Raw genomic sequence first — 26,407 nt, forward strand, 5'->3', positions numbered from 1 at the left:
CAATGAAGGCAGGGCCGATGCCCGTCGGCGTAGCGGCTGGGGCATTGCGTGACAAAGGAAGCGGGTGCGGGTGCGGGCGGTGACGAGGCCCGTGCGTGGGACGCGCGGCTGGGCTGGGGGTTCGGGCTGATGGCGGACGATCCCGTCGAACGGTCCGCGGCCCTGGCCCGGCTTGCCCATGCCCAGGGGCACGTGCTGGGCACGGCGTAGCGCTTCGGCCTGCGCGGCACCCTCGTCCGTGGGCAGGCTGTCAGTCGAAAGCGTCGGTCACGCAGTCCACACGGCAGCCGGCGTCCTCATAGCGGTGGCGTAGGGCGGCAGCTGCCTCGTCACGCCCCACGATGAGCCCGTAGTGGCCGCTCGCCACCCTGACCACGTCCTCGACCCTCACGATGACCGGTTCTCCGCGTGCGGCCCGGCGGCGCGCTTCGGCGATCGCCATGTCCGCCGAACGCAGCAGGTTCCTCGAACGGTCCCGATGGTCGGCCGCCCGGGCCCGTTCGGCCGAAAGGGGGCGCAGGACACGCCCCCGCCAGACGAAACCGGCGGCTACGAGCACGAGGCCGAGCGCTACGAACAGGAGTCCGGCGAGGTCGCGATGCATCTCACCAGTCTTCACCACTCGTGGTGATCGTGATGCGTCCGTGCGCCTGGCGGTAGGTCGCACGCGGCGCTTGAGTCTCCAGCGGCTGGAAGGTCCAGGATCTCTCCCATGGACGACGAACAGCCCGACGTGCTCACCATCGGCCAGCTCTCCGACCGTACCGGGCTTCCGGTGCGGACCTTGCGCTTCTGGTCGGACGAGGGGGCGGTGCCGCCGGTGACCCGCTCAGCGAGCGGCTACCGGCTCTACGACGCCGCATCAGTGGGCCGCGTCGAGCTGGTCCGCACCCTGCGGGAGCTGGGTCTCGGCCTCGACGACGTGTGCAGGGTGCTGAGCGGCCGGACCACGGTCGCCGAGGTCGCCGAGGCGCATGTGGCCGCGCTCGACGCGCAGATCCGCTCGCTCAAGGTGAGCCGGGCCGTTCTGTCCACCGTGGCGAAACGGGATTCGACCGCTGAGGAGACAGCACTGATGAACCGGTTGGCGCGGCTTTCCGCCGCCGAACGCGAGCAGATCATCGACGAGTTCAAGGAGGAAGTGTTCGGCGGTCTCGACGTCGAGCCGGACCTGCGCGACCGTCTGCGCGGCTTCAGCATCGAATTGCCGGACGATCCCACACCGGAACAGGTCGACGCCTGGATCGAACTGGCGGAACTGGTACGGGACCCCGGATTCCGCGCCCGCTTGCGCGTGTGGATGGAGCTCAACACCCCCACGCCGGGGCAGGGCCCTCCCCCCGGGGCGTCGATCTGGTGGGCCAGGCAGGTCGTGCAGACCGTGGCGGAGGCCAGGGACCGCGGGGTCGGTCCCGACGAGCCGGAGGCGGCCGAGGTGCTGTCCGAGCTGTTCGGCGACGCCGACAGGGCCGCCGTGCTGCGCGGCCTGGAGGCCGGCATCGAGGCAGGGGCGGAGCACTACCGCAGGCTCGTCGCCCGTGTGCGCGGGCAGGTTTCGTCGCCCGACGCGACCGAGGAGCTGGAGTGGCTCGCGCGGGCCCTTCGTGCCGCGGAGCAGGCCTGACCGGCCGCCGCGCGGGATGGCCGGGACGGCGGCGATGACCGGACCCTCAGTAAGATGCGCCGGTGATCCCGTCAAGAGCCGGCAATCCGAGGCGGTTGCTCGTCATCGCCTGCGCAGGCGTAGCGCTGGCCTTGCTCATCCTGGGCTGGTACGCGACCCGGACGGTGGCGCCCGACTGCGTCGGCGGCGTCGCCAGGCTCACCGATGGCAGCGGGCGCACGCTCCCCGACGCCAACGGGCGGGTCTGGTCCGCCGAGGAGCTCGCCGATCTGGCCTACCGGGAAGCCGTCGCATCAGGCCGCTGCGACCCGCCCCGTGCCCGCTGGAAGCACTGGCTCGATTGACTGCCTGCCGCGGGCCAGCGCTCGCGTCCGACAAGAGGAAACCACCGAAGCCATGACCGATCACTGCTGCGCGGCGATGACCAGCCGCGCGAACGCGCGCTGCGACCAGCATGACGACGCCTACGCATGCCCGGACGCACTGGTCGACTTCAGCCTCGCGTTCCAGGAGTACGGGCTGATCATTCATGACGGCGGCCGATCGAGCGTCACGATCGAGTTCTGTCCCTGGTGCGGACAGCGCCTTCCCGAGTCGCAGCGGGACCGGTGGTTCGACGAGCTGGAGCGGCGGGGGATCGATCCGTTCGAGGACGAGGTCCCTGCCGAGTTCCAGGACGACCGCTGGCTCTCCTCCGCGCGCCAGGACTGACGCATCAGCAGGACCCCTCACGGCAGTTCACCTTGGCCGCCGGCCCGCTCACCCGAGCACGATGAGTACCACCAACGCCCCCACGAGCGAGTCGATGCGGTCCAGCAGCCCTCCGGCCCCCGCCAGCCACCGGCCCGAGTCCTTGACCCCCGCGCCCCGCTTGACGAGGGACTCCACCAGGTCGCCTGCCGGTCCGCCCACGGCCACAGCGGCCGCCGCCGGCCAGCTCCACGCGGAGAGCAGCGCGAGTACGGCGAGGCCCGCCGCCGCGCCGCACAGCGTTCCGCTCCACCGCTTGGCCGGGGACAGCGGCGACAACCGGGGCCCGCCCAGCCGTTGTCCGGCGAAGTACGCCACCACGTCGGCGATCGACACCGCGGCGAAAAGCGCCAGACCGAGCGTCCCCAGCGGTGCCAGCACGGCCAGCCCACCCAGCCAGACCAGGCCGAGCAGACCGGTGCCGAGCCGTCGCAGACCGCCCTCGGCATCGCCGGCCACCAGCGGTACGGCGGCCAGTGCCACGGCCCCGACGGCACCCACCCGCCAGACGTGATCCGGCGAGAACGCGGCGGCGACGACCAGCCCTGTCACGGCCGCGGCCAGCACCCCCCGACCGTCGCCGTCCTGGCACGTGTGCCGGCTGTCCTCGGTCAGGAGGTAGTGGGTGGGGCCGGCACCCTCCATTCGCCGGGACAGCAGTACGGCGACGCGTTCGAGCTGAGGTCGTCGCGCCTCGTACGCGGACGAGATACAGACAGCGGGATCGTGTCCCCTGCACCGCAGTTCTCTCGTGTTGAGCACCGATCCCGGGGCATGGGCTTGCGGCGTGAGGGCCAGGAGCGGGAGGACCGCGCTCAGCACGGCGATCAGGGCACCCACCCGATGTCTTCCACCGGCGGGCGCACAACAGGACGGCACTCGCCGCCACCGCGGCGAGCAGGGCGGCCCTGCACCAGGGCAGCCAGAGAGCCGGACCGGGTGGCGCCCCCAGCTCGGCGCCGCCCGGAACCGCGTCCCCGCGGTAGGTGAACCGGAGATCGGTGACAGGACTCAACAGCGGTTCGCACCAGGGAGAGACGGACAGCGTCACGGCGGCAGCCGCGAGGAGCACGGACACACCTCGCAGCGGTACCGCCCGCCCCACCAGATGGGCCACACAGGAGAAGGCGGCGAGCATCACCGCGTCGACCGCCATCATGTCGAGTGGCGCACGGCCCACCGGGTCCTGCGGATACGGCGACGCCACCATGACGGTCATGGCCAGCCCATAGCCGGCCAACGGCCACACGACTCCCGAAGCCAGACCCAGCAACGGGTAGGTCACTCCACCCCGGGCCGATGTCGTCGCGACCCAATCGGCGTCATCGCGCGCCTCCGCCCCGCCCTGCCACCCGGCCAGCAGCACCGCGAAACCCACTCCCACGGTCCGCGCCGCCAGTCCGCACATCTCACCGATGTAGACCCAGCCGGTGTCCCTCCACATGCCCCGGGCGTACAGCCCGTCCCAGACCACGGCCACGAGCACGCCGGCCATCACGAGCGCGGCCAGCGGGCCGGCCTGCCGCCGCAGGTTCGCCCGGAGCACGATGACGAACGGTGTCCGCCGCCTCAGGAACATGCCTGTAGGAAGGCGTGCGCAGGCTTACGGTTCCTGATGCCCTGGGGTGTGAAGGGGCGGAGGGGAGCGCATGGGGCGCACGGCCGAGGCGATCCCGGAGACAAGGAGGACCGCACCCCGGTTGTTCGAGTGCGGTCCTCAGGATGCGTTCTGGGACAGGCGGCGCTAGCCCCCGGACGGGGTGCCGGAGGTGGTGCGGGATCCGGAGCCGCCCGGCTTCGGCGGGGCCCAGGTGGGTTTGGCCGTCGCCTTGGCCGGGTCGGGCTCGGCGAGGGTGAGTCCCCAGGTGCCGTCCTCGCCGATGCGGGCCTCGATCTCCTTGGTCTGGCCGGTCTTGGCGAAGTACAGGACCACGACCTGCCGCACGGAGCCCTCGTCGTAGAAGTCCGCCGTCACGTCTCCCTCGGCGGCGGCGCCGAAGGCCTTGACCCAGGTGCGGGCCGTGGCATCGGCGTGCGCGTCGTCGACGGCGAGCGCGGCCAGCCCGTCGGCGTCACCGTCGGCGAGCCGCCACACGGCCTTCTGCACCGTTTCAAGACTCCCCGTGGAGGGGTAGCCGACGACCCGCAGCGGCTGGTGATTGCTGTAGTCCGTCTGGTACGTCAAGGTCCCGCCGTCCGACGAGCAGCCCGCCAGAAGCCCGCCCGCGAGGACGCCGGCCAGTGCGAGGCCCATGCGCCCGCCGTGGCGGGTCTTCATCGTGCCACCGTGGTGCAGCGCCTTGTGCATGGTGTGCATTCGAACCTTGGTCAGTTGGTCAGAGAGCGATGGAGAAGCCGTAAACCTAATGCCTGGCCGGTGTGCACACATCACCGAGCGGGGTGTTTTCCTCCACTCTGATCATGGATGGGGTGCGGTGGGCTTTGTCACGACGAGGTGAGGGAACCTCAGGCGTCTCTTGCCGTCGTCGCCGTCGCGAGGGACGTCAGCGCAGTGGCGCGAGGGTGAAGTGCCGCACCTGTAGCGGTGCGACGAGGTACTCGCCTTCCCCCGCCAGGACCACCGGCTGTTCGCGCCAGCGCTCGCCGGCGTATTCGGCGAGATCCGCCTCGCTGCGCCAGCGACTGACGTACAGCAGTGTTCCAGGTGGCGCGAGCAGCACTTCGTGGGCAACGAGACCGGGGTGGCGGTCAGGGAAGGCGCGCACCGCCGAGACGACGAAGTCACGGAACGCCTCGAAGCGTTCAGGGCGTACGCGAGCCTCGCTCACCCTGGTGATCAGGGCCAGCCCGCTGTCGGAGCGGACCCCTTCAACGTGCTGTGTGTGGACGTCACTTGGCGATTGCGTCGTCATGGTCAGATCCTCGCCTCGGACCTGCGCCCCGCCCAGTGACTGGATCGACATGGACAGGTACTTTCCTGCCATGAGCGTTCACCGAGTGACCGCGCTGGTCCTGCCGGGACAGTCCACGTTCGAGCTGGCGTCCGCCGCCGAGGTCTTCGGCCTGCGCCGCCCCGGCCTGCCTCAGGGCTATGAGTTCACGGTGTGCGCCGAGCATGCGGGTGCCGTGCCGACCCTGGCGGGGTACGACATGCTCGTCGGTGCGGACCTCACCGCACTCGACGCGGCGGACACCGTGCTCGTCCCCGGCTGGCACGACCGTACGCAGCCCGCCCCGCCGGCCGTCGTCGACGCCCTGCGACGAGCGCATGGCCGCGGCGCGCGGGTCGTCGCGATCTGCTCGGCCGCCTTCCTCCTCGCCCGGGCAGGGCTGCTGTCGCACCGCAGAGCGACCACCCACTGGCGGCTCGCCGGCGAGCTCGCCACCCAGTTCCCCGATGTGCAGGTCGAACCCGACACGCTGTACATCGACTTGGGCGATGTCGCCACCAGTGCCGGCACGGCGGCCGGCATCGACCTGTGCCTCCATCTGGCCCGCACCGACCACGGCGCCGCCTACGCCGCACACGTCGCCCGGCACATGGTGATGCCCCCGCACCGTGAGGGCGGGCAGCTGCAGTACAGCACGGGCGCTCTCGTCGACCGGCAAGTGGAGTCGCTGGCCCCGGTCCTCGACTGGGCCACCGAACGGCTGCACCAGCCCCTCACCCTCGACGCCTTCGCCGCGCAGGCCAGGATCTCGCCGCGAACACTCGCCCGCAGGTTCGCCGACCAGCTCGGCGTCAGCCCGGGCCGCTGGCTGCTCCAGCAGCGCGTCGCCGCGGCCCGGGCCCTGCTGGAGGAGACCGACCTCCCCATCGAGACGGTCGCGCAGCGGGTCGGCCTGTCCTCGGCCACCAACCTCCGCAGACGCTTCCACGCCCTCGTGCACACCACACCCGCCGCCTACCGACGCTCCTTCGGCCGCCACGAGCAGGACACGGACTCCCGACCGGATTCACAAGGATGCCGCGCCTGACCCAGCCCAGTCCGACGAGCGGCGCACCGGTCACTGCGGACCGTGGCCGTGGACGAGACCGGAGCCGGGGCGTAGCCGCCATCACGCCGCGTGGCGGTTCCCCCCACGATCCAGGTCAGCCGTACATCGCCATGCGGTACAGCGTCGCAAGCGCGTCGTCGATGGGGTGGGGCTGCGGCTTGCCGGAGGAGTCAAGCCTGTTCCACCTCTGCAGATTCACCGCGACCGTCATCTGCCGTATCACTCGCCGACTCCCCCACGCTCGGCTGCGCTCGCGCGGGAGGGGCCCCCATCGCGTCGACTCCCTCCTCCGCCTTGCAGCTGTACGCACCAGGCCCCGCTCACCGGCGCTGATCAGCACCGTCGATTTCCTGCGGCCTGATCCAAACGACAGGCCCTGGGTTACAGGCCCGGGAGTCACGGCAAACGACCGTCCGCCGCACCTCACCGTGGCGATCGCGACGCGGGGATCACCGGGCCGGTTCGATGGTGAACACCTGGCCGCCCTTGCCCACGCAGCGCTCCATGACCGCTTCGGTCCCCTCGGATCGGCCGGAGCCACGGATGCCCACGCATCCCTGGCCGTCCACACGCAACACGTACGTGCCGTTCACGTAGGGTCCGGACGGCTCGATGTGGAAGCGGCTGTCCTCGGCACAGTCGTCCATGGGCTCCAGCAGCCCGGCGCCGGGCCCTCGGGACAGGACCTTCAGGCACCCCATGCCGTAGTCGGGATGGTGCCATTGGATGCGGTAGGAGTCGCCGCCCATCGGTTCCAGCAGGGTGTCCTGCGGGGCGACTTGGTCACACGGCCGCTGTACGGCCACCAAGGGGGTGTAGCGCCGGTCGCGGACCCGTCCGTCGGTCAGGCACAGCCGCGGGGCCGTGACCGGCCGGATGCGCACCCAGCCGCTCAGCCGGCCCGACCCGGCGGAAGGAGGCGAAGGGGCAGAGGACTGCAACAGGTGAGGTGGACCGGCCGTCCGGGAGGCGCCGGCCTTCCCGGTCGGTTCGCCGCCGCCGGGGGCGTACAGCTGCCATGCGCCGACCCCACCGGCCAGCAGCAATGCAACCGTCGCAGCCACCGCCACCATCAGTGCGGGTTTCCTCCCGGCCGAGCGGTGCGGTGAGGTGCGGCGGACGGTTGCCGACCCCTCCGCGGCCGCGCGACCGGCGACCTCCTCCCGTGCCGCCAGCCATCCCTCCAGCCGATGGTCGTCCCCGCACGCCCGCACGAAGGCCGCCAGCAGCTCCGGGCGCGGCAGCGTCCTGCCTCTGAGCACATCGGCGAGGGTGCTGCGCGCCAGCGTCTCGCCGCGCTCGGCCGCCCGCCGCTCCAGCTGTCGGTACGTCAGGCCCGACCGCTCCTTCAGGTGCCGCATGGCAGCGATGAACTCGCCGGCGTCCTGGGCCCGGTGCGGGAGCGACTCCTCCTGGTTACCCATGCCAGCATCATCGCCACGGCCGGGTGGGCGGGCAACGGAGCCGTTCCGGCCTCGAACAGCGATCCGGACAAGCCACTGACCTGCCCGGACGCAACCGGACTGTCCGGGACGGCCCGAGGCCATTGTCGTGAACCCCCTCTCCTCAGCAGGCTCTTCGCCGTCACGAGGTCCGTGACTGTCCGCTCCTACGAGGAGGTGACCATGCTCAAGCAGCTCGAATCCATGGGAAGCCGGCTCCTGGGCCTGTTCGTCCCCAGCGTCGACGCTTCCGCCGCGCAGTGCTGGTCGGCCTGCTGGCAGTGCAACAACGACCACGGCGGTCCGTGCAACTGCAACGCGCCCTGCTGCTACGGCCAGGGCCGCTACACCTGCAACTGCAACACCTGTCCCTGATCCACATCCGGCAGGACGCCGCCCCCGGGGAGCCGGGGGTGGCGTCCTCTCCTCAGGCCCTCGCCATCGCCCTCGCCCTCGCCCTCGCGGAGAATACGGAGGACGCGTGCAGTACCTGCACCTCGCAACCCGCTGCCTGCTCGTGGTGATCTTCCTCGTCTCGTCGGTCGGCAAAGTCTCCGGACGCACTGCCTACAGCCGCTTCGTGACGTCGGTCCGGGACATGGGGGTGCTGCCGGCGCCGCTGGTGCCCGCCGCGGCGGCGTCCGTGGTGGCCGCCGAAACCGTCGTATGGCTGCTGCTGCTCGTCCCCACGCCCCCGGCCGCGCGATCCGGGGGTGTCATCGCAACCGGCCTGCTGTGCGCGTTCACCGCGGTGGTCCTGGCCTCGCTGTGGCGGGGCGTACGGACGCCGTGCCGGTGTTTCGGCACCTCCGCGGCCCCGCTCGGAGCCCGGCACGTGGTGCGCAACAGCTGTCTGGCCGCCTCGTCGGCCGTCTGCGTGACCACCGCCGGGGCGGGAGGGCCGGTGCACGCCTCGGGGGCCGTGGTGGCGGTGTCCGCCGGGCTCCTGACCAGTGCGCTGATCGTCTGGCTGGACGACATCGTCGACCTCTTCCGGCCAGCCGCCGCGCAGACCCGTTGACCTGTCGATCCCTCGATACCTCGTCCCGCCGAGCTGCCCCTGTAGTCGCAGAGTTTGAAGGAGGAACCATGCCCTATGTCATCGCCGCCCTGGTGCTCGTGGGAGTCCTGTGCGCCCTCGACCTCGTACTCACCCTCGGCGTCGTCAAGCGTCTGCGCGAGCACACCCGGCTGATCGCGGGGGTGCAGGACGCCGGCCGGACCTGCAAGGGAGTCGGCGAGGAGATCGGAGAGTTCGCGGTGACGACCGTGGAGGGCGAGCCGCTCACCCGCGAGACGCTGGGCACCGACACACTGGTCGCGTTCTTCTCGCCGACCTGCCGGCCGTGCAAGGAGAAGCTGCCGCAGTTCGTGGAGTACGCACGGACTGTGCCCGGTGGACGCGACCGGGTCGTGGCGGCCGTCGTCGGTGATCTCGACGTCAACACGGAGATGGTCGACGCGCTGCGGTCCGTGGCCCGGGTGGTGGTGGAGAAGAACAACGAGGAACCGCTCGGCACCGCGTTCGGCGTCATGGGCTTCCCCAGCGTGGTGCGGGTCGCGCCGGACCGCAACGGCAGGCCGGTGGTCGAACAGGACCGGGTCGAGCTGCTGCCCGCCGTCGCATGAGCCGGCCGGGCCGCCGGATTCTCCTCGCCGGGCGACTCACGGCCTCCGCCTCTCCCGGCCGCTTCGCCGCCCATCTCACGGTCACGCTGGCCATGAGCGTCCTCCCGGTGGCCACCGCCTGGCTGATGAAATCGGTGGTCGACGCCCTGGTGGCCCGCGACGGCGCTCAGGCACTGCTCGGACTCGGAACAGGACTGGCCGCGGCCGGTGTGGCCGCCTCGATCCTGCCGCAACTGGACCAGTACCTGCAGTCGGAGCTGGAGCGCAGAGTCGCCCTGCGCACCCAGGACACGCTGTTCGCCTCGGTGGACGGCTTCGTCGGGCTGCGCCGTTTCGAGGACCCGCACTTCCTCGACCGGCTGCGGCTCGCCCAGCCCGCCGGCGGGATGAATCCCCAGCACGTCGTGGACGGCACACTCGGCGCCGTCCGCGCAGGCCTCACCATGACCGGATTCCTCGGCTCCCTGCTGCTGCTGAGCCCGGTCATGGCCGCGCTGGTGCTGCTCTCCGGCATCCCGGTCCTGCTCGCCCAGCTCTCCCTGTCCCGACGCCGGGCGCGCGTGCTGTGGGAGGTCGGCCCGGCCGAGCGCAGGGAGTTCGTCTACGGCGACCTGATGGCCGACGCCACCGCCGCCAAGGAGATACGGCTGTTCGGCACCGGTGGATTCCTGCGGCGGCGGATGCTCCACGAGCGGGGCATCGCGAACGAGGCGAGGCGGGCGGTGGACCGACGGGCCGTCACTGTCCAGACCGGGCTGGCGCTGCTGTCCGCGCTGGTCTCCGGCGCGGGCCTGCTGTGGGCGGTCCACGCGGCCCGGTCGGGGGCCCTGTCGGTCGGCGGCATCACGGTGTTCGTCGCCGCGGTGGCCGGTGTGCAGAGCGCCCTGACGACGGTCGCCGCCGAGACGGCCCGGGCCCACCAGGCGCTGCTGCTGTTCGACCACTACCTCGCCGTCACCTCGGCGGGTCCCGACCTGCCCGAGGCCGCCGACGCCCGCCCCGCCGGCCCGCTGAACGCCGGCATCACCCTGCGCGACGTGTGGTTCCGCTACTCCGACGACCACCCCTGGGTGCTGCGCGGCGTCGACCTGCACATCCCCCACGGCAAGGCGACGGCCCTGGTGGGGCTCAACGGCGCCGGCAAGTCCACCCTGGTCAAGCTGCTGTGCCGACTGTACGACCCGACGCGCGGGACGATCCTGTGGGACGGTGCCGACCTGCGTGACCTGGACGTCGCGGAGCTGCGGCACCGGATCGGCGCGGTCTTCCAGGACTACATGGAGTACGACATGACGGCTGCCGAGAACGTCGCGATGGGCGACCTGGACGCACTCGGGTCCCCGGAGCGGATCCGGGCGGCGGCCCGCCGCGCCGGTGTCGACGACCGGATCGCCACACTGCCACGGGGCTACAACACCCTGCTGACACGGCTGTTCTTCTCGCAGTCCGACAAGGACGACCCGCAGACCGGGGTGGTGCTCTCCGGCGGACAGTGGCAGCGGATCGCCCTCGCACGGGCCTTCCTCAGGGACGGACGCGACCTGATGATCCTCGACGAACCGTCCGCCGGGCTCGACGCCGAGGCGGAACACGAGATCCACACCTCGCTGCGGCGACATCGCGCGGGACGGACCAGCCTGCTCATCTCGCACCGGCTCAGCGCCGTACGCGACGCCGACCTCATCGTCGTGCTGGCCGACGGCCGGATCGCGGAGCAGGGTGACCACGCACACCTCATGGCCGCCGGCGGCGCGTACGCCCGGCTGTTCCGGCTCCAGGCGTCCGGCTACGAGGCCGAGGCCGCTCCCGGAGCGGTGGGCGAACCGGCGACGCTCCCGGCGAGGCGGTGAGAGCGGACATGGCCGAAACGCCCTCCCGTGGCCGTTCCGCCGCCGGACTGCGCCCGGCGATCGCCGCGCTGCTCGGCGGCAGACTGGTCGCGGTCACGGTCCGTGGGGCGAGCATGGAGCCCGCCTACCGGGACGGCGACCGTGTCCTCGTGCTCCGCCGCCGCAAGGCGCTGACGGCCGGTCAGGTCGTCGTGGTCGAACGCCCGGACGGAGTGATGCGGTGGGCCAGCCCCCCGCTCCCGCCCGGGTCCGGGGGCACGACGTTCCGGACCCGGCAGTGGATGATCAAACGCGTGGCCGCGGCACCGGGGGACCCCGTACCGGCAGACGTACTGCCCACCTGGGCCCGTGGCACGCAGCTCCGGGTGCCACCGGACAGCCTCGTCCTGCTCGGCGACAACGCGGACTTCAGCATCGACTCCCGGACCGTGGGCTACTTTCCGGTCGCACGGGTGCTTGGCCCCGTGCTTCACCACCGCCCGGCCCGGCAACCGGGACCTCCGCGGGCCTGACACTGTCGAGGAGGGCGGGGAAAGCGCCTGCCGCCGCCGAGGCGAGGGTGATGACCGCGGCAAAGGCGACGGCGGCCCGGGTGAGGGCGGTGGGGTAGGAGGCGCCGTCCATGCGGGCGAGCTTCCCCGGGCCGAGGGCGGCCAGTACGGCAATGACGGTCACGAGTGCGATGGCGAGCGGCAGGACGGCGACGTTCACGGCAGGGTCCCCTCAGGGGTTGGGTGCTGACGTGGACGAAGGTCGCGGAACCGGTGTGCGCCGGGGTTCGCCGGGAGGAAGATGAACACCGGCGAACACATCACCACCCAGAGCGGATCGCGGCGGCCGTGCACCACCTGCTGACCAGCCCCCACCGCGGACCGGCCCTGGTACTGGGCACGCTCTGGCCCGACTACTTCAAGCAGTACACCGTCCTGCCGCCGGCCGGGGGGCCGGATCCGCACAGCCGGGTCCGGGAACTGCTCGCCGGACGCACCGTCACCGTCCCCGACGCCTTCGACACCCGCGCCCTGGCCACCGCAACCGCCCTGGCCGAGGACGGTGACCGTCTTCTGGCCGACGCCCTCACCCGCGCCCGAACCGACGGACGGCTGACCCAGGACCTCGCCGGAGGCCCGGCGCTCCTGGAGCGCCTTCACACCGACCGCCCCCGCACCCTGAACCTTCCTAGGGGGACGTTCAGAATGCTGTGGCCGTACGGCCTGGACCCGGCCGGTACGCCCACGCCCCGATGGCAGTGATTCATCCGCGCCACCGGCTACGGACCACACTCAGCCCAACATCCGCCTTGATCCTCTGAAGGGTTTCTATATCCGCTAGCCCAAGTGTTGGTGTGCCCAATCAGAGACACCGCTCAGCCGGACGGCGGCTTTGACAGGGTCACCGGTTCGGGTGGGCTGGCCCACCTCGAAGTCGTGGCCGGTCAAGCCGCTTTCGTCCTCGACGATGCGAGCGATGCGATAAGCCAGTTCCATCACCTCCAACGCGGCGGGACCCGAGTAGCGATAGGCGACCTCGATGTGGGCTGTGTCCCCGCAGTAGTCGAGCTGCACGCGTCCAGGCGGACCGAGCGTCTCAAGGGTGAGGCCATACGGGTACTCCTCGGACTCGACTGCACCGATGTCCCGCGAGACCCGGCCCAAGATCCGGGTCCACTCGTTCCGTTGCACGCCGGTCAGTCGGAGCGGCGGCAGGTCGGCATCGGCGTCAAAGCCGGCGTTGAGGTGGTCAAGCGTTTCCTGAAGCGTCAGGCCCGGCTGCACCCGCACGAGCAAGATGTCGTAGGTCACCGGGTGAATCTACGCAACGGCCAGGGGGCGACGCAGAGAGCGACCATCTCGGATGCGCACATCTCATGGACGGTACGGACTCACGGTCCGAGGCCTCCACCGGTTTCTTGGCGCTTCGAGCGGCCGCCATCCATGAGGATGTCGAGAACGTGCCCACCGGCTCCGTCCCCGGGACATCAGCACCGGATCACGCACAACAGGCCGCACGTGGAAGAAGGAGAAACCAGCATGGCGATTCAGCGGATGGACAACGTCGGCATCGTCGTCGATGACATGGATGCCGCCATCGCGTTCTTCGTGGAACTCGGTATGGAACTGGAGGGCAGAGCGGTGGTCGAGGGCCCCGTCGCAGACCAGTGCACCGGACTCGACGGCGTCCGCTGTGACATCGCGATGGTCCGGACCCCGGACGGCCACAGCCGGCTCGAACTGGCGAAGTACCGCAGCCCCGCGGTGATCAGCGCCGGGCCGCGCAACCGGCCGCACAACGTTCTGGGCTCGCACCGCGTCATGTTCGCCGTCGACGACATCGAGGACACCGTTGCCCGCCTGCGCCCTCACGGAGCCGAACTCGTCGGCGAGATCGCCCGGTTCGAGGACAGCTATCTGCTCTGCTACCTCCGGGGCCCGGAGGGCATCATCGTCGGACTGGCCGAGCAGCTGCGCTGAGAAGGTCTCCTCCGTCGGGGGTGGTCAGGCGGGTCGAGACCGATTGTTGTGCAAGTGGCGGATGAGTGGGTACTTGCGTCCGGCGGCCCGCGGCGACGGGGCCTGTGAACGGTGTGCGTGTGCGGAGTGGGGAGACCTAGGTGGGATTGCGCGAGGTGCGGGGCGCCCGGGCCATTCGAGGCTGTGCCCGGATTCTGGCGGGCCGCTACCGCCTGGACGGGCTGATCGGTTCAGGCGGTGCGGCGGACGTCCACCGCGGTTTCGACCTGCGACTGCGGCGGCCGGTCGCTGTGAAGGTCTTCCGCCCCGGCAGCGGCTTCGACACGGAGGAGGCTTTCCGCAGCGAGGCCGAGATCCTCGCCCGGTTGCAGCATCCAGGCCTGGTGACCGCCTTCGACGCCGGACACCATGACGGCGAAGCCTTCCTGGTCATGCAGTTGATCGACGGACGTACCCTGAAATCCCGTATCGCCGAGGGCCCCTTGGCCTGCGAAGCTGCGGCCGCCCTCGGCGCGGCGTTGGCCGAGGCTCTGGCTCACGCTCATGAGGAGGGAATCGTCCACCGGGATGTCAAGCCGTCCAACATCATCCTGGATTCCTCAGGCCATCCTCATCTGACGGACTTCGGTATCTCCCGGCTGCTCGATGCGACCACCCGCACCGCCACCGGCACCCTGACCGGCACGGCAGCGTATCTCTCCCCCGAACAGGTGCTGGGCCGGCCCGTCGGCCAGCCCGCCGACATCTATGCCCTCGGCCTGGTCCTCCTCGAAAGCCTCACCGGTCGACTCGAATACGACGGCGGCCCGTTGGAGGCCGCGATAGCGCGCCTGCACCGCCCGCCCTCCCTCCCGGACTTCCTGCCCGAGGGCTTCGCCACCCTCCTGCGGGACATGACCAGCCTGGAAGAGCACGTTCGTCCCGGGGCGGCCGACTGCGCCCAAGCCCTGACCCGCCTCTGCGGAACGAGCACAGCAAACCCCACCGCGTCCGGGGCCCGACCCGTGCTGAGCGCCGTGCCTCCCACGGACGCGCATCGCGCCGACAGCACACATCGCAGCGTGTCGCCCGCCGCGATGGCGCGCAGAAGCTCGAGCACCTCAAGGGGTCCGGCTGAGGGGGTGTCCCGGTCCGCCTCCCCGCGTGGCCGTCTCCGGACGCGGGGGGTGGCGGCTGCGCTGGCCGCCCTTCTCGCCGGGGGGCTGGTGGTCACCGAGGGCTTCTCGCGCCAGGATGCCGCAGGCGAAGCGGCCCCGTCCGCCCCCGATCGGGTCGCCCCTTCCGCACCCCAGGAGTCGGCCGCTCACAACGACGACACGCCCGCTGCATCGGCGCCTCCGCCTTCGCCCGCCCCCTCCGCATCGGACCGGCAGACGAGCGATGCCATCCACCTGCGCAACTCTCATCCGCCCTCCGACAACCCGGAGCCCGCCACCGACCGGGCCTCCACTCGCAGCACTTCTGAGCAGGCCGCGGCCAAGGCAGCCGCGAACGGCAGAGCGAGTGCCGCCGACCGAAATCCGGGGGAAGGCCCAAAGAAACAGAAGGGCAAGAAGGCAGCACATGCCAACTAGGACACGCTAGGGCGACTTATCAAAGCGGCGGGCCGGGGGTCGTCGCACGAGCAGGTGGCTCACCTCGTATGACATTTCAGTCGTCATCGCCTGGGTTGACCGGGCCTCCGCCGGGATAGGCCCGAGAACGGCCGGCGACCCATGGGGTGGTGGAGGTGAAGTCGGCGGTGAAGACGACCGGCGTGTTCGGCGGGCGGCCAGGAGCCGGAGGTGAGCGGGCGGAGGCAGGGCCGCCGGACGTCTGTGCATGCCGCCGTCCCGCCGGGCAGTCGCCCGCGATGGTCGGCCACGAGACGGTAGACGCCGTGAGCGGCCCAGCGCGCGGGAGGCAGCCTGAGGACCGCACCCACGACGGACCACAGGCCGCCCGCGCTCAGCAGCGTCTTCGCCACGGCCTGCGCTCCGCCGTAGACCCGACCGGCGGGTGTCACCCACAGGGCCTCGTACCGGGCACGCTCCGCAGTGACGCCCAGCGCTGCGAGATCCGCGTGCTGCCATGCCACGGCCTCGCATCGGGGCCGCACCAGACGCTGGACGACGCCCACCGACGTGGTGCAGAAGCCGCAGTCCCCGTCGTAGATCAGCACTGGTCGCATGCGCACACCTCCATCGTGCCGCACCAGCGGCCGGCCCGGCCCGGGCCCGGTGCCTTTCACAGCGGACTCGTGGGTTACCCGAAGAAACCCTTTCCCCAGGCCCTCCGGTCCTCCACTATGAGCCGTCATACCCGCCGGTAAGTCAGGTTGCCGCGCGGGTCGCAAGGCTGCGAGGAGGCGGCGGAATGGTTCGGGCCGACGACAAGGGTCGTGGTGGTGCTGAGCCCGGTCACGGGACCCACGCGGGCGCGCCCGACACCCGGCTCACCGAGCTGCTGCGCGCCGACACGGTCACGGCGTACCCGGCGCTCCAGGAACTGCGCGCCCGCCACCACGCGCAGGTCCTCGCCTACGCCCGGCTGTGCAGCCCCAACGAGTCCATGGCAAGGCAACTGGCCGCCCAGGCGTTCACGCTGGCCGCCCGCCAGGCCGCCCGCGGCATCGACCCCGGACTGCCCTGGCGCCACCACCTCCTCCTGCTGGTCGCCCGATCGGCCGGGACCTGGGCCGAGGACGGGCGGGCGGCCGGTCTGGACGCGGGGCTGCTGCTCGTCCTGAACACGACCGGTCCCTGTGGCGTGCTGCCCTCCATGCTCACGGCGTTCCAGTCCTTGCCGTCCCGCACTCAGGGCCTGATCTGGTACGGGATCGTGGAGCAGGAGTCCGCGGAGAGGACGGCCGCCCTCCTTGGTCTGACCCGGGAGGATGTCACCTACGGAACCGATCCGGCGCTGCAGCAGCTGGCCCGTGCATGCCTGCGCACCCGCCTCGCTGTCTCCGAGGACCCGGACTGCCGCGACTTCAGCCGTCTCATCGAGGAATCCGTACGCCCCGACAACCCCCGCGGCAGCGCCGATCTACAGGCCCACACGGCGCGGTGCCCGCACTGCACTAGGGCCTACGAGGAACTGTCGGCCCTGCGGGACGCACCACGCACGACGCTGGCGGAGGGATTGCTGCCGTGGGGTGGAACGGCGTATGCGGCGGGCGGGCAGGAGGTACGGGGCACCGCCGTGGAGCGGACCCCGCCCGGCCACGCCGGATCCGGGCGCGATCCGGACGAACGGGAAGGGGGACCGGATCGCCGACGCACCGTGCTGGTGTCGGCGACGCTCGGCGTGGCCTTGCTGCCGCTGGTGGTGTTTCTGATCGCGCAGGGCGGATCGCCGTCACAGGATCCGGCGGGCGCGGCGAGCGCACCGGTGAGCGTGCCGCCGGTGGCGGTCGCCGTGACGGTCACGGCCACCGTGCCGGCGAAGCCGAAGTCGCCACCGCCGTCCCCGTCATCTCCCTCGCCCTCGCGGAGCTCCAAGGCTCCGGCGCGAAGCCCCTCACCGACGAAGACTTCCGCCCCGAAGCCGCCGCCCTCCTCCGCACACCCGCCCTCCGGCACGTTCACGCAGATCGTGAACGCCGGGTCGGGGCTGTGCCTGGACGTGGGCGGCGCCTTCTCCAACGGCACCGATGTGATCACGGCTCCCTGCTCCACGTCGCGCACCCAACGCTGGCGCGTCGACGACGACCGCGGGGTACTCCAGTCGGCCGCGGATACCGACTTCTGCCTGGACAGCAGGGGGGCGACCCACCGGGGCGTCGGGATCTGGAGCTGCGACTCGGTGGACGGCCGCAACGGCCGGAACCTGATGTTCGTGGTGGACGAGGACGGGAGGATCCGCCCAGCCATCGACTTCAGGACGGCCGTCACGCCGGACGGTGGCGCCGGGGACGGGCTGTCACTGGAGTCGGCCGCCGGGGGCAACGGCCAGCGGTGGCGGGCAGGGGCCGCCTGATCCGACTTCACGCGGCCGAGACCGAGCTGGTGCAGCCTCGCCTCCGGCTGCGCGGGCTGGGCACCTTACCGCTGCCGGGGGAGTCATGCCCGTACGCGCATCGACGCGGCGAGCCGGCCAAGCCTCGGTGGAGCCACGATTGCATGATCGACTCAACGGTGGTGGACGGGCCGCAGGACACGGTGGAGGCCGGTCCTTCACTCCAGGGAGCGGCGCTCGGGGTCGGGACCCCGCGCGAGGTGGCATGCCCCCGCCCCGGATTTCCCCCGATACGGACGGGGGCTTTCCGCACCCTTGATCGGCCCGCTGTCCGGATGGGGTGCCGGGCCCGGAACAACGAGGCTGCACGCATACGGATCCACCGAGCCAAAGGGAACCCTCTGTGTTCAACTCCAAACCGCCGCGCCGCCTCGCCCGTACCGCAGCAGTCGGCGCTCTCGCTGTCGCGGCCTGTGTCACTGTCACGGCCGGCAGCGCCGGAGCCATCGTCAACGGCTCGGACTCCACCGAGAGCTACCCGTTCATGGCGGTCATCCCGCTGTCGGCCCCGGACCATGGTCTGCACGACGGGAACTGCGGGGCGTCGCTGATCCATCGGCAGTGGGTGCTGACGGCGGCTCACTGCATGAAGGGCGAGGGTCTCAGCGTGGACGGCATCGTGCGGGTCGGCAGTGACCACCGCACATCCGGCGGCACCGTCCGGAAGATCGGCCGGACCTTCGTCCACCCGGGTTATGCGAACGGCGACGACAAGGCAGCCAACAAGGACGACATCGCGCTGATACGCCTGGACCGGCCGGTCACCCAGCGACCCGTCAGGATCGCTGACGAGGCAGGGCCGCCCGGCACCCCGACCCGGCTCCTGGGCTTCGGTACCACCGTCGACACCGAGTTCACGTTCCCGGACCGGCTGCAGGAACTGGGCGCCCGCAGGGGCGCCGTGTCCGAGTGCGCACCCGGTTATGCGAACGGGAGCCGGCTGTGCACGATCTCCACCGTGCCCGGGGCCATGGCGTGCTTCGGGGACTCGGGCGGACCGCAGGTCCAAAGGGGCCGGGACGGCCGCTGGGAGCTGATCGGTGTCACCTCGGGGCCCGGCGCCCCGAATGTGCCGTGCTCACAGGGCCCCGGTCTCTACAGCAGCGCGCCCGCCTACGCGGACTGGATCGACAGGACCATGAAGACCAACAGCGCCGCGCCGCCCCAGCCCGCGACGACCACAGGATCGGCTCAGTGCTCGCAGAGGGAGAACTCCCGTTCGTAGAGCTGCTCGTTGTGTTCGTCGACGAAGAACTTGCGTTCCTGCATGAGCTGTTCGCGGTGGTTCCTGGCCTGTTCGAGCGTCATGGTCGAGGTGTCGGACCAGGGTTGCTGCGGGGGTACGTCGGAGGTCGAGACGATCGTTTCCGATGGGTCGACCAGGAAGAACGCGAGAATCTTGCGGTGCCCCGGGCGAGTGGGGTCCAGCAGGCGGAATGAGTCGACCCGGTGTTGCAGGATGTTCGGGAACGCGAGGAAGCGCCCCGCCGGAGTCGATGCCGATCCCAGCACCTGGTTCAGCGCATCCTCGTCCTCCAGGCCATAGACCTCGCGCAGACCGTTGTCATCGTTCTGTTCGTAACTGGGGTCGTCGAGCGCCGCCCGGAAACCAAGCCGGCTTTCGGTGATGTTCTCGCTGTCCCAGTAGTAGATGCCGGTGGAGACGATCCGCTCGTTCAGCATTCCCTCGGCATGCCAGGATCCGCCGCGGTACTCGGGCTTGCCGGGCGTCAGGTGAATGGTGGCGAGCTTGACGATGACTTGGAGACGGCGGCCGCGCAGGTCGACCCGGGCGGATTCGTCGGGCCGCTCGGGCGGGGTGAAGACCGGAGCGTCCGGAATGACGGGGCGGCGGTTCTCCCACCAGTCGTCCTGGGCCACTTCCCACGCACGGACGGCTTCCGCGTAGGCGCCGTCATCGCTGTAGGAGGACTTGTCCGGGTACTCCGGCTCCGAGTCGTACCAGCCGTAGGGATCCGCCTCGATCCGCAGGGGCCGCGGATGGCGCAGATCGGTGAGCACGTTCTCCAGCAGCGGGCGCATGCGCGCGAACAAGTCCGGCAGGACGGAGGCCAGTTCGCGATGCGTCTCGGGGTGGACGTTGTTGACGTAGGAGCGGAAGGCGACATCGCCTTCGTCGCTGACGTCGACGTCCGTGGGCAGCCACTGGAACTTCTCCGAGAACTCGTACTTCGAGTAGCGGTTCGTCGGATTCCGCCAAGCCCGCTCCGGCGCGCCGCTCACCTCCCTCACCAGGCAGAACAGCGAGGGGTGAACCAGATCCAGTACCTGGCCGTCCGATCCGGGATGCCAGTCCAAATCTGACTCAGGGACCTCTTCCAGAACCTGGACCGCCTTGCGGAGCCGTGATCTCAGCGTGTCGTCGACCAAGGTGTCCGACTGCCACACTCCGTCGACGGCGGACACCTCGACGCCGGTTCGCTCATCGCGCAGCGCGACGTAATGCGTCAGTTCGTCCAGCACGTAGCGCACTTGGGCTTCGGTGAGGCCCTGAGCGACCGCCTCTTGTGTCCACCTCGCGACGATGTCGGCATCGTGCATCTTGTCGAACCACCCCGGCTTCGCCCGGATGTGTGCGCTGCACTGCATCATCTGGAGTTCCCGCAGCGTTCGTGGCGGTGTGAACGATATGGAGCGGGAAGCCTGAAAAGGCAAGGGGAAAGCAGACAAGCCGGTCACTTCTCGATGTCCTCACAGTCGGTGCGCGGTGGCCGGAAGGATACGGCAGCCGACTGACACCGTTGCCGGTCAGGCGGGTGTGGGCCGTGTCCGGTCAACGGTGGGTTCGAGGCGTACGACGATGCCCTTCGACGTGGGCTGATTGCTGATGTCGGCGACGCTGTCCAGCGGGACCAGGACGTTCGTCTCCGGATAGTAGGCGGCGGCCGAGCCCTTGGCGGCCGGGTAGGGCACGACCTCGAAGTTCTCGGCCCGGCGCTCGGAGCCGTCCGCCCAGACGCTCACCAGGTCGACGTGATCGCCCTGGGCGAGGCCGAGTTCGGTCAGGTCGGCCGGGTTGACGAGTACGACGTGGCGACTGCCGTGAATGCCGCGGTAGCGGTCGTTGTTGGTGTAGGGGATGGTGTTCCACTGGTCGTGCGAGCGCAGCGTCTGCAGCAGCAGGTGGCCCTCGGGGGCCCGGGGGACCACGTGCTCGTTGCTGGTGAACAGGGCTTTGCCGACCTTGTTGTTGAAGACGCCCTCGTTCACCGGGTTGGGCAATTGGAAGCCCCCGGGGCGGGACACCCGCGCGTTGAAGTCGTGGAAGCCCGGCACGACGCGGGAGATGTGGTCGCGGATGGTGCCGTAGTCGCCCTCGAACTTGTCCCAGGGGATGTCCGCCTTGCCGTCCAGGGTGCGGCGGGCGAGCCGGCACAGGATGGCGACTTCGCTGAGCAGCAGCGGGGAGGCCGGCTCCAGGCGTCCCTGGGAGGTGTGCACCTCGCTCATGGAGTTCTCGACGGTGACGAACTGCTCGCCGTCGGCCTGGACGTCACGCTCGGTGCGTCCCAGGGTCGGCAGGATCAGCGCGGTGTCGCCGCAGACCGTGTGCGAGCGGTTGAGCTTGGTGGAGATGTGGGCGGTCAGCCGACACGAGCGCATCGCCTCCTCGGTGACCTCGCTGTCGGGAGCGGCGCGCACGAAGTTGCCGGCCAGGGCGAGGAAGACCTTGACGCGGCCCTCGCGCATGGCCTTGATCGAGTTCACCGAGTTCAGTCCATGCGGACGCGGCGGGTCGAAGCCGAATTCCCTCCGCAGGGCGTCGAGGAAGGTGTCCGGCATCTGCTCCCAGATGCCCATGGTGCGGTCGCCCTGGACGTTGCTGTGGCCGCGCACCGGGCAGGCGCCGGTGCCGGCACGCCCCAGATTGCCGCGCAGCATCAGGAAGTTGACGAACTCCCGGACGGTGGGCACGGCGTGCTTGTGCTGGGTGATGCCCATCGCCCAGCAGACGATGACGCGTTCGCTGTTCAGGACCTCGTCGCGGACCTTCTCGATCTCCGCGCGGGTCAGTCCGGTCGCGGTGTGCACGTCGTCCCAGTCGATGGTGCGGGCGTGCTGCGCGAACTCCTCGAAGCCGGTGGTGTGGGCGTCGATGAAGTCGTGGTCCAGGACGGTGCCGGGCGCCGCGTCCTCGGCCTCCAGCAGCAGGCGGTTGAGGGCCTGGAACAGGGCGAGGTCGCCGCCGGGCTTGATGTGCAGGAACCGGTCGGCGATCTGGGTGCCGCGTCCGAGGAGGCCGCTCGGCTTCTGCGGGTTCTTGAAGCGCCGCAGCCCGGCTTCCGGCAGCGGATTGACCGCCACGATCCGGCAGCCGTTGCGCTTGGCCTCCTCCAGGGCGCTGAGCTGGCGCGGGTGATTGCTGCCCGGGTTCTGCCCGACCAGGAAGATCAGGTCGGCGTGGTGGAGGTCGTCGAGGCTGACCGTGCCCTTGCCGGTGCCCAGGGTCTCGCTCAGGGCGAAGCCGCTGGACTCGTGGCACATGTTGCTGCAGTCGGGCAGGTTGTTGGTGCCGAAGGCACGGGCGAAGAGCTGGAGGACGAAGGCGGCTTCGTTGCTGGCGCGGCCGGAGGTGTAGAAGACGGCCTCGTCGGGGGAGGCCAGCCCGTTCAGTTCCTGTGCGAGGACGCCCAGGGCGTCGCTCCAGCTGACGGGCTCGTAGTGCTCGGAGCCGGGCCGCTTGATCATCGGCTCGGTGAGCCGGCCCTGCTGGTTGAGCCACAGGTCGGAGCGGGCGGCGAGATCGGAAACGCTGTGCTCACGGAAGAAGCCGGCGGTGATCCGGCGCGTGGTGGCCTCGTCGTTGATGTGTTTGGCGCCGTTCTCGCAGTACTCGTTGCGATGGCGCCGGCCCGGGGCCGGGTCCGCCCAGGCGCATCCGGGGCAGTCGACCCCGCCCACCTGGTTCATGGTCAGCAGGTCCACCCCGGTCTTGCGCGGGGAGGTCTGCTCCAGGGAGTACTCCAGCGCGTGCACGACCGCGGGGACACCGGCCGCCCACTTCTTCGGCGGTGTCACGGAGAGGGAGGTCTCCGGCTCCTCGCCGGGCGAATTCTGCATCGGTTCGCCTTTCTCTTGCCGTGCCCTGCACACCGGTCAGCCGACGGGCCACTGGGCCACGCGGCTCCTGGGCGGTTCCGGGTGATCGTGCTGCACGCGGCCGTTGCGGATGGTGCCGCGCCAGGCCCCGCCCTCCTGCCCCAGCCCTTCGATGAATCGTTTGAAGTTCACGAGTTCCCCGCGCACCAGGCGGGCGGTGAGCCGGGTGGCCCTGGACGAGCGGGTGAGGATCCTCGCGGCTCCCTGGGGTGTGAGGAGCATCCGGACGGTGATCGCGGTGCCGCCGGACTCGGTGGGCCTGAACTCGACCTCGCCCTGGTGGGAGGGGTTCTGCTCCAGGCCGCGCCAGGCCAGGTAGGCGTCGGGGTCCTGCTCCAGGATCTCGACCGCGAAGCGGCGGCGCAGGGGGCCGTAGCCGATGGTCCAGGCGGTCATGGTGGGACGGATCTGCTCGACGGCGTGCACCAGGGCCGAGAAGCGGGGGAAGGTCTTGAACTGCGTCCACTGGTTGTACGCCGTCCGCACCGGCACCGCGACCTCGATCGTTTCCTCGACGTGCCGCTCCCGCAGCGGACGGCGGCGTGTGACGCCCCCGTCAGTGCGCTTCCCCGGAGCGTTCGGCACGGCTTGCTGGGCTTCGTTCTCGGGCGCCATCGTGGTCTCTCTTCCGAGGTGACGGAGCCGGGCGTCAGGGCGCCCGGCCTTTCCTCGTGCGTCGGGGCTCCTCTACCAGTTTCCACATCGTGCACTCCGAGTCACTTCGGAGCGTCCATGTTGCCCCGGTCGGCCTGGCCACCCGGCAGGAGGGCGGCGATCGGCCCTGTCGGCGGCCCTCCACACCGGCACCCCGGCAGGAAGCCATTGCGCTTCAGCACTACCGGCCGACTCGACCCGGGTGTCCCGATCGGTCAGGGGCGCTCGGGCGGGGAGGGGCGTGTGGCTGCCTGACAGGCGTCGAGGTCGGCTCGGCCCCCGGCGCCCAGGACCCCGGTGCCCACGGTGAGCCGGCTCGGGGGGTGCCGGCGCAACTCCTGGCGGGCGAGGCGGGAGACGAGGGCGGGGAAGGCGGGCCGCAGCGGCTGGCACCAGCGCAGCCAGGGGGGCGCGTAGATGTGACGGGCACGGCGTGTGATGCCGGCGGTCAGCCATTCGGAGACCTGAGCGGTGCTGTGCACCTTGCGGGCGAACCGGGGCTGGTTGCGGCGCAGGGCCTGCAGCACAGGGTGGTCGTCCAGGCCGGTGATCATGTCGGTGCCGGTCCAGTGCAGGTAGGCGATGCCGACGCCGACCCCGTCCGGTTCCACCTCGCCGCGCAGGGCCAGGGCGAACGACTCCACCCCCGCTTTGGAGGCGCAGTAGGCGCTCATCAGCGGGGACGAGCCGAAGGCGGCGGTGGAGGCGATCTGGAGGAAGTAGCCGCGGGTGTGCGTGAGGTGGGGCAGGAAGGCGCGGGCGGTATTGGCGGATCCGGTGAGATTGACGTCGATGACCCGCTGCCACACGTCGGCCGGCGTGTGGGCGAACGGCCCGCCGGCGGCGATCCCGGCGTTGGCCACGACGACGCTCGCCTGCCCCAGTACTTCGCTGATCTCGCGGGCGGCGCGATGGAGCGCTTCCCGGTCGGTGACGTCGGTCTCGACGCAGAGGCTGCGGCCGGGCAGGGAGTCGGCGGCCTGGCGCAGGGTGGCCTCCTCGCGCCCTGTCAGCGCGACGAGCATCCCGGCGTCCGACAGACGCCGTGCGAGGGCCGCGCCCACACCCCGGGCGGCTCCGGTCACGACCGCGACCCGCCCCGCCAGCGGCGAGCCGGCCGCCTCTCGGGGCCGTCCTGACCCGGGAATCCCGCGCATAGGTCCTCGTTCCTGTAGCCGCGCCGTCCCGCCGACGGCACCCTCGCCCTTCCGTCCTACCCGGCCGAACAGATGCGCTCGAGACGTGTAGCCCATTCGGCGCCCGCGCCGACGGCCGCGGGTCAGGGGCGCCACGCCCCTGCTCCCGGCGTGCCTCCTGCCTTCGAGGGTGCGAGCAGCCGGGAGGTCAGGGCGCGCTGTCAGCGACTGAAGACCAGCTCGGCCTGGTCGCGGCGAGTGGTGTGCAGCTCCCAGTAGACCGGGGAGATCTCCTCGGCCTGGGCGGTCGGGAAGCCGGGGATGACCGACATGCCGATCGACACGTCGATGCCGACGTGGGCGGCCTGGACGCCGGTGCCCTCCAGCTCCTTGTGCAGATTGACGACCCAGTTGCGCAGGGCCGCCGCTGCGGCGTTGACGTTGCCGACCTGCGGCACGGGGTCGATGGAGCCTGCGCCGGTGGTGAACAGCAGGGTGCCCGCGCCGGCCTCCCGCATGGCGGGCAGGACCGCACGGGTGGCGGTGATCGCTCCGTAGAGCTGGAACTCCATCTCGTGCTGCACGTGCGAGGGTTCGGTCGCGCTCGGTGTGGTCAGGACGGTCGAGTCGAAGCCGCCGACGGGGGAGTACTCCAGGACGTCGATGCCGCCGAAGCGGGCGGAGGCGTCCTGGAGCGCCCGGGTGAGCGCCTCGCGGTCGAGGACGTCGGCGGGGAATGCGACGGCGGTGATGCCTTCTGCGGTCAGTTCGCCGGCCAGCTTCTCCAGCTTGACGCGGTTGCGGGCTATCAGCGCGACGTCGTAGCCGTGGGTGCCGAACGTGCGCGCGATGGCGCGACCCAGCTGAGGGCCGGCGCCGACGATGGCGATGGTGGGCATGAGAGAGCCTTCCTGGCACTAGAGGTGGATAGCCCTATCCGTTTCCAATCCGGAAAGGGCTATCCGGTTCGCGGTCGAGCGTAGCACGGGAATCGGATAAGGCTTTCCGGTTTGTTAGTCTGGTCGGCATGACCCCCCGAGATCAGCACGCCGACGGCCCCGGTGGCGCGGCCGGCTCCGCGGCTCCGTCAAAGCTGCCCACGCGCAGCGACGCGGAGCGCAACCGGGGGCGGATCATCGCCGCGGCACGCGCCGTCTTCCGGCGCGACGGACTGAACGCGTCGATGGCCTCGGTCGCTCGGGAAGCGGGGGTGGGGATCGCCACCCTCTTCCGCCACTTTTCCACCAAGGAGGAACTGGTCGGCGCGGTCTTCACCGACCGCATGGAGGCATACGCGCAGGCCACCGAAAGGGCCCTGGCCGACCCGGACCCGTGGAACGGCTTCGCCGGCTACATCGAGGAAGTCTGTGCGATGCAGGCCGCCGACCGGGGCTTCGCCGACATCCTGACCATGAGCTTGCCCGGCGCCCCAGCCCTGGAGGAGTGCCGCGACGAGGCGTACCAGGGCTTCCTCGAACTCATCCGCCGCGCCAAGGACGGCGGGCGGCTGCGCGAGGACTTCACCAGCCGGGATCTCGTCCTGCTCCTGATGGCCAACGCCGGCGTCCTCAGTGCCACCGGCGACGCCGCTCCTGATGCCTGGCGCCGCCTGGTGGCATGGATGATCCAGTCCTTCCAGGTCCCTGCCCGCGGCCCGCTCCCGGACCCGCCGGAGGACGCCGCACTGTACGAGGCCATGCGCCGCGCCAGCCAGAGCGTCACCTCAGCCGATACCGCGAAGCGGCGCTGAACTGCCGCCGGCCGATGGGCC

Annotated in this window: 27 protein-coding genes and 3 pseudogenes; 16 read left to right on the forward strand and 14 right to left on the reverse strand. The window is 70.8% G+C overall.

What is annotated here, in order from left to right; translation table 11 throughout:
• Positions 1 to 48: 48 nt before the first annotated feature.
• Entirely contained in the window at positions 49 to 210 is a 162-nt protein-coding gene (locus tag HNR57_RS26350) for a hypothetical protein (RefSeq protein WP_184563529.1), read from the forward strand.
• Positions 211 to 250: 40 nt separating this feature from the next.
• Here the strand turns inward: HNR57_RS26350 and HNR57_RS26355 are convergent, their stop codons facing one another.
• Positions 251 to 604, reverse strand: coding sequence for a hypothetical protein (locus HNR57_RS26355; protein ID WP_184563531.1), 354 nt, complete (start codon positions 602 to 604; stop codon positions 251 to 253).
• A gap of 108 nt (positions 605 to 712) precedes the next feature.
• Here HNR57_RS26355 and HNR57_RS26360 point away from each other — a divergent pair, with 108 nt between their 5' ends.
• The 3 genes from HNR57_RS26360 to HNR57_RS26370 all read left to right on the forward strand — a co-directional run bounded on the left by HNR57_RS26360 (position 713) and on the right by HNR57_RS26370 (position 2,335).
• Complete coding sequence (locus HNR57_RS26360; RefSeq protein WP_184563533.1) at positions 713 to 1,624, forward strand: helix-turn-helix domain-containing protein; 912 nt, start codon at positions 713 to 715, stop codon at positions 1,622 to 1,624.
• A 62-nt stretch (positions 1,625 to 1,686) separates the two neighbouring features.
• On the forward strand, positions 1,687 to 1,968 hold the full coding sequence (locus tag HNR57_RS26365) for a hypothetical protein (RefSeq protein ID WP_184563535.1): 282 nt from the start codon (positions 1,687 to 1,689) through the stop codon (positions 1,966 to 1,968).
• A gap of 52 nt (positions 1,969 to 2,020) precedes the next feature.
• Positions 2,021 to 2,335, forward strand: coding sequence for a DUF6980 family protein (locus HNR57_RS26370; RefSeq protein WP_184563537.1), 315 nt, complete (start codon positions 2,021 to 2,023; stop codon positions 2,333 to 2,335).
• A gap of 48 nt (positions 2,336 to 2,383) precedes the next feature.
• Here HNR57_RS26370 and HNR57_RS26375 read toward each other — a convergent pair whose 3' ends face one another.
• From HNR57_RS26375 to HNR57_RS26385, 3 genes are all read right to left on the reverse strand, one after another.
• Complete coding sequence (locus HNR57_RS26375; RefSeq protein WP_313674795.1) at positions 2,384 to 3,214, reverse strand: phosphatidate cytidylyltransferase; 831 nt, start codon at positions 3,212 to 3,214, stop codon at positions 2,384 to 2,386.
• A 904-nt stretch (positions 3,215 to 4,118) separates the two neighbouring features.
• A complete protein-coding gene (locus HNR57_RS26380; RefSeq protein ID WP_184563539.1) occupies positions 4,119 to 4,691 on the reverse strand; it encodes a hypothetical protein in 573 nt (190 codons plus the stop codon).
• 187 nt (positions 4,692 to 4,878) lie between these two features.
• The gene (locus tag HNR57_RS26385) at positions 4,879 to 5,319 is read right to left on the reverse strand and encodes a putative quinol monooxygenase (RefSeq protein ID WP_246554942.1); all 441 of its coding nucleotides are present in this window, start codon (positions 5,317 to 5,319) and stop codon (positions 4,879 to 4,881) included.
• Here HNR57_RS26385 and HNR57_RS26390 point away from each other — a divergent pair.
• Positions 5,318 to 6,313: a helix-turn-helix domain-containing protein gene (locus HNR57_RS26390; RefSeq protein ID WP_184563541.1), complete on the forward strand. Its 996-nt coding sequence runs from the start codon at positions 5,318 to 5,320 to the stop codon at positions 6,311 to 6,313. The two genes, HNR57_RS26385 and HNR57_RS26390, sit on opposite strands and share 2 nt — an antisense overlap.
• Before the next feature lie 115 nt (positions 6,314 to 6,428).
• Here HNR57_RS26390 and HNR57_RS26395 read toward each other — a convergent pair.
• Together HNR57_RS26395 and HNR57_RS26400 are read right to left on the reverse strand one after the other, a co-directional pair.
• Positions 6,429 to 6,551: pseudogene (locus tag HNR57_RS26395) on the reverse strand (hydrolase); the annotation flags it as partial.
• A gap of 232 nt (positions 6,552 to 6,783) precedes the next feature.
• Positions 6,784 to 7,758, reverse strand: a complete 975-nt coding sequence (locus tag HNR57_RS26400) for a helix-turn-helix domain-containing protein (protein ID WP_184563543.1) — start codon at positions 7,756 to 7,758, stop codon at positions 6,784 to 6,786.
• Positions 7,759 to 7,929: 171 nt separating this feature from the next.
• Here HNR57_RS26400 and HNR57_RS26405 point away from each other — a divergent pair, with 171 nt between their 5' ends.
• From HNR57_RS26405 to HNR57_RS26430, 6 genes are all read left to right on the forward strand, one after another.
• The gene (locus HNR57_RS26405) at positions 7,930 to 8,151 is read left to right on the forward strand and encodes a hypothetical protein (protein ID WP_184563545.1); all 222 of its coding nucleotides are present in this window, start codon (positions 7,930 to 7,932) and stop codon (positions 8,149 to 8,151) included.
• 106 nt (positions 8,152 to 8,257) lie between these two features.
• Positions 8,258 to 8,797, forward strand: a complete 540-nt coding sequence (locus tag HNR57_RS26410) for a MauE/DoxX family redox-associated membrane protein (RefSeq protein ID WP_184563547.1) — start codon at positions 8,258 to 8,260, stop codon at positions 8,795 to 8,797.
• Positions 8,798 to 8,865: 68 nt separating this feature from the next.
• Positions 8,866 to 9,405 (forward strand): TlpA family protein disulfide reductase, encoded by a 540-nt coding sequence (locus tag HNR57_RS26415; protein WP_184563549.1) that lies wholly within the window; start codon positions 8,866 to 8,868, stop codon positions 9,403 to 9,405.
• Positions 9,402 to 11,255, forward strand: coding sequence for an ABC transporter ATP-binding protein (locus HNR57_RS26420; protein WP_184563551.1), 1,854 nt, complete (start codon positions 9,402 to 9,404; stop codon positions 11,253 to 11,255). Before HNR57_RS26415 ends, HNR57_RS26420 begins: the two co-directional genes overlap by 4 nt.
• An 8-nt stretch (positions 11,256 to 11,263) precedes the next feature.
• Complete coding sequence (locus HNR57_RS26425) at positions 11,264 to 11,767, forward strand: S26 family signal peptidase (protein WP_184563553.1); 504 nt, start codon at positions 11,264 to 11,266, stop codon at positions 11,765 to 11,767.
• Positions 11,768 to 12,094: 327 nt separating this feature from the next.
• Positions 12,095 to 12,508 carry a hypothetical protein gene (locus tag HNR57_RS26430; protein ID WP_313674800.1) on the forward strand — a complete coding sequence of 138 codons (414 nt, stop codon included), beginning with the start codon at positions 12,095 to 12,097 and terminating at the stop codon, positions 12,506 to 12,508.
• Between the two features lie 75 nt (positions 12,509 to 12,583).
• Here the strand turns inward: HNR57_RS26430 and HNR57_RS26435 are convergent, their stop codons facing one another.
• The gene (locus HNR57_RS26435) at positions 12,584 to 13,057 is read right to left on the reverse strand and encodes a hypothetical protein (protein WP_184563555.1); all 474 of its coding nucleotides are present in this window, start codon (positions 13,055 to 13,057) and stop codon (positions 12,584 to 12,586) included.
• A 228-nt stretch (positions 13,058 to 13,285) separates the two neighbouring features.
• Here HNR57_RS26435 and HNR57_RS26440 point away from each other — a divergent pair, with 228 nt between their 5' ends.
• Both HNR57_RS26440 and HNR57_RS26445 read left to right on the forward strand, forming a co-directional pair.
• Entirely contained in the window at positions 13,286 to 13,726 is a 441-nt protein-coding gene (locus tag HNR57_RS26440) for a VOC family protein (RefSeq protein WP_184563557.1), read from the forward strand.
• A gap of 140 nt (positions 13,727 to 13,866) precedes the next feature.
• Positions 13,867 to 15,300: a serine/threonine protein kinase gene (locus tag HNR57_RS26445; protein ID WP_313674804.1), complete on the forward strand. Its 1,434-nt coding sequence runs from the start codon at positions 13,867 to 13,869 to the stop codon at positions 15,298 to 15,300.
• A gap of 82 nt (positions 15,301 to 15,382) precedes the next feature.
• Here HNR57_RS26445 and HNR57_RS39745 read toward each other — a convergent pair.
• Positions 15,383 to 15,493, reverse strand: a pseudogene (locus HNR57_RS39745) (beta-glucanase); the annotation flags it as partial.
• A gap of 52 nt (positions 15,494 to 15,545) precedes the next feature.
• Positions 15,546 to 15,902: pseudogene (locus HNR57_RS26450) on the reverse strand (thiol-disulfide oxidoreductase DCC family protein); the annotation flags it as partial.
• Positions 15,903 to 16,081: 179 nt separating this feature from the next.
• Between HNR57_RS26450 and HNR57_RS26455 the strand changes: the two are divergent.
• Positions 16,082 to 17,686: a ricin-type beta-trefoil lectin domain protein gene (locus HNR57_RS26455; protein ID WP_184563558.1), complete on the forward strand. Its 1,605-nt coding sequence runs from the start codon at positions 16,082 to 16,084 to the stop codon at positions 17,684 to 17,686.
• A gap of 382 nt (positions 17,687 to 18,068) precedes the next feature.
• On the forward strand, positions 18,069 to 18,950 hold the full coding sequence (locus tag HNR57_RS26460; RefSeq protein ID WP_184563560.1) for a S1 family peptidase: 882 nt from the start codon (positions 18,069 to 18,071) through the stop codon (positions 18,948 to 18,950).
• On the opposite strand, the gene HNR57_RS26465 is transcribed toward HNR57_RS26460, so the two are convergent.
• The 5 genes from HNR57_RS26465 to HNR57_RS26485 form a co-directional block, all read right to left on the reverse strand.
• A complete protein-coding gene (locus tag HNR57_RS26465) occupies positions 18,917 to 20,425 on the reverse strand; it encodes a DUF4246 domain-containing protein (protein WP_184563562.1) in 1,509 nt (502 codons plus the stop codon). The genes HNR57_RS26460 and HNR57_RS26465 overlap by 34 nt on opposite strands.
• Before the next feature lie 69 nt (positions 20,426 to 20,494).
• Entirely contained in the window at positions 20,495 to 22,807 is a 2,313-nt protein-coding gene (locus tag HNR57_RS26470; protein ID WP_184563564.1) for an FdhF/YdeP family oxidoreductase, read from the reverse strand.
• Positions 22,808 to 22,843: 36 nt separating this feature from the next.
• Entirely contained in the window at positions 22,844 to 23,461 is a 618-nt protein-coding gene (locus HNR57_RS26475) for an SRPBCC family protein (RefSeq protein ID WP_184563566.1), read from the reverse strand.
• Positions 23,462 to 23,715: 254 nt separating this feature from the next.
• Positions 23,716 to 24,657, reverse strand: a complete 942-nt coding sequence (locus tag HNR57_RS26480) for an SDR family oxidoreductase (RefSeq protein WP_184563568.1) — start codon at positions 24,655 to 24,657, stop codon at positions 23,716 to 23,718.
• Between the two features lie 200 nt (positions 24,658 to 24,857).
• The gene (locus HNR57_RS26485; RefSeq protein ID WP_184563570.1) at positions 24,858 to 25,535 is read right to left on the reverse strand and encodes an SDR family NAD(P)-dependent oxidoreductase; all 678 of its coding nucleotides are present in this window, start codon (positions 25,533 to 25,535) and stop codon (positions 24,858 to 24,860) included.
• 128 nt (positions 25,536 to 25,663) lie between these two features.
• Between HNR57_RS26485 and HNR57_RS26490 the strand changes: the two genes are divergently transcribed.
• On the forward strand, positions 25,664 to 26,386 hold the full coding sequence (locus HNR57_RS26490) for a TetR/AcrR family transcriptional regulator (protein WP_184563572.1): 723 nt from the start codon (positions 25,664 to 25,666) through the stop codon (positions 26,384 to 26,386).
• Positions 26,387 to 26,407: the final 21 nt, after the last annotated feature.

This window comes from Streptomyces paradoxus (assembly GCF_014202475.1).
Classification (GTDB): domain Bacteria; phylum Actinomycetota; class Actinomycetes; order Streptomycetales; family Streptomycetaceae; genus Streptomyces; species Streptomyces paradoxus.

Coding starts and splice junctions, on each gene's coding strand:
- HNR57_RS26470 (WP_184563564.1), bottom strand. CDS start 22,807: ATGCAGAATTCGCCCGGCGAGGAGCCGGAGACCTCCCTCTCCGTGACA.
- HNR57_RS26390 (WP_184563541.1), top strand. CDS start 5,318: ATGAGCGTTCACCGAGTGACCGCGCTGGTCCTGCCGGGACAGTCCACG.
- HNR57_RS26480 (WP_184563568.1), bottom strand. CDS start 24,657: ATGCGCGGGATTCCCGGGTCAGGACGGCCCCGAGAGGCGGCCGGCTCG.
- HNR57_RS26475 (WP_184563566.1), bottom strand. CDS start 23,461: ATGGCGCCCGAGAACGAAGCCCAGCAAGCCGTGCCGAACGCTCCGGGG.
- HNR57_RS26490 (WP_184563572.1), top strand. CDS start 25,664: ATGACCCCCCGAGATCAGCACGCCGACGGCCCCGGTGGCGCGGCCGGC.
- HNR57_RS26385 (WP_246554942.1), bottom strand. CDS start 5,319: ATGGCAGGAAAGTACCTGTCCATGTCGATCCAGTCACTGGGCGGGGCG.
- HNR57_RS26485 (WP_184563570.1), bottom strand. CDS start 25,535: ATGCCCACCATCGCCATCGTCGGCGCCGGCCCTCAGCTGGGTCGCGCC.
- HNR57_RS26425 (WP_184563553.1), top strand. CDS start 11,264: ATGGCCGAAACGCCCTCCCGTGGCCGTTCCGCCGCCGGACTGCGCCCG.
- HNR57_RS26455 (WP_184563558.1), top strand. CDS start 16,082: ATGGTTCGGGCCGACGACAAGGGTCGTGGTGGTGCTGAGCCCGGTCAC.
- HNR57_RS26355 (WP_184563531.1), bottom strand. CDS start 604: ATGCATCGCGACCTCGCCGGACTCCTGTTCGTAGCGCTCGGCCTCGTG.
- HNR57_RS26400 (WP_184563543.1), bottom strand. CDS start 7,758: ATGGGTAACCAGGAGGAGTCGCTCCCGCACCGGGCCCAGGACGCCGGC.
- HNR57_RS26440 (WP_184563557.1), top strand. CDS start 13,286: ATGGCGATTCAGCGGATGGACAACGTCGGCATCGTCGTCGATGACATG.
- HNR57_RS26360 (WP_184563533.1), top strand. CDS start 713: ATGGACGACGAACAGCCCGACGTGCTCACCATCGGCCAGCTCTCCGAC.
- HNR57_RS26420 (WP_184563551.1), top strand. CDS start 9,402: ATGAGCCGGCCGGGCCGCCGGATTCTCCTCGCCGGGCGACTCACGGCC.
- HNR57_RS26380 (WP_184563539.1), bottom strand. CDS start 4,691: ATGCACACCATGCACAAGGCGCTGCACCACGGTGGCACGATGAAGACC.
- HNR57_RS26370 (WP_184563537.1), top strand. CDS start 2,021: ATGACCGATCACTGCTGCGCGGCGATGACCAGCCGCGCGAACGCGCGC.
- HNR57_RS26415 (WP_184563549.1), top strand. CDS start 8,866: ATGCCCTATGTCATCGCCGCCCTGGTGCTCGTGGGAGTCCTGTGCGCC.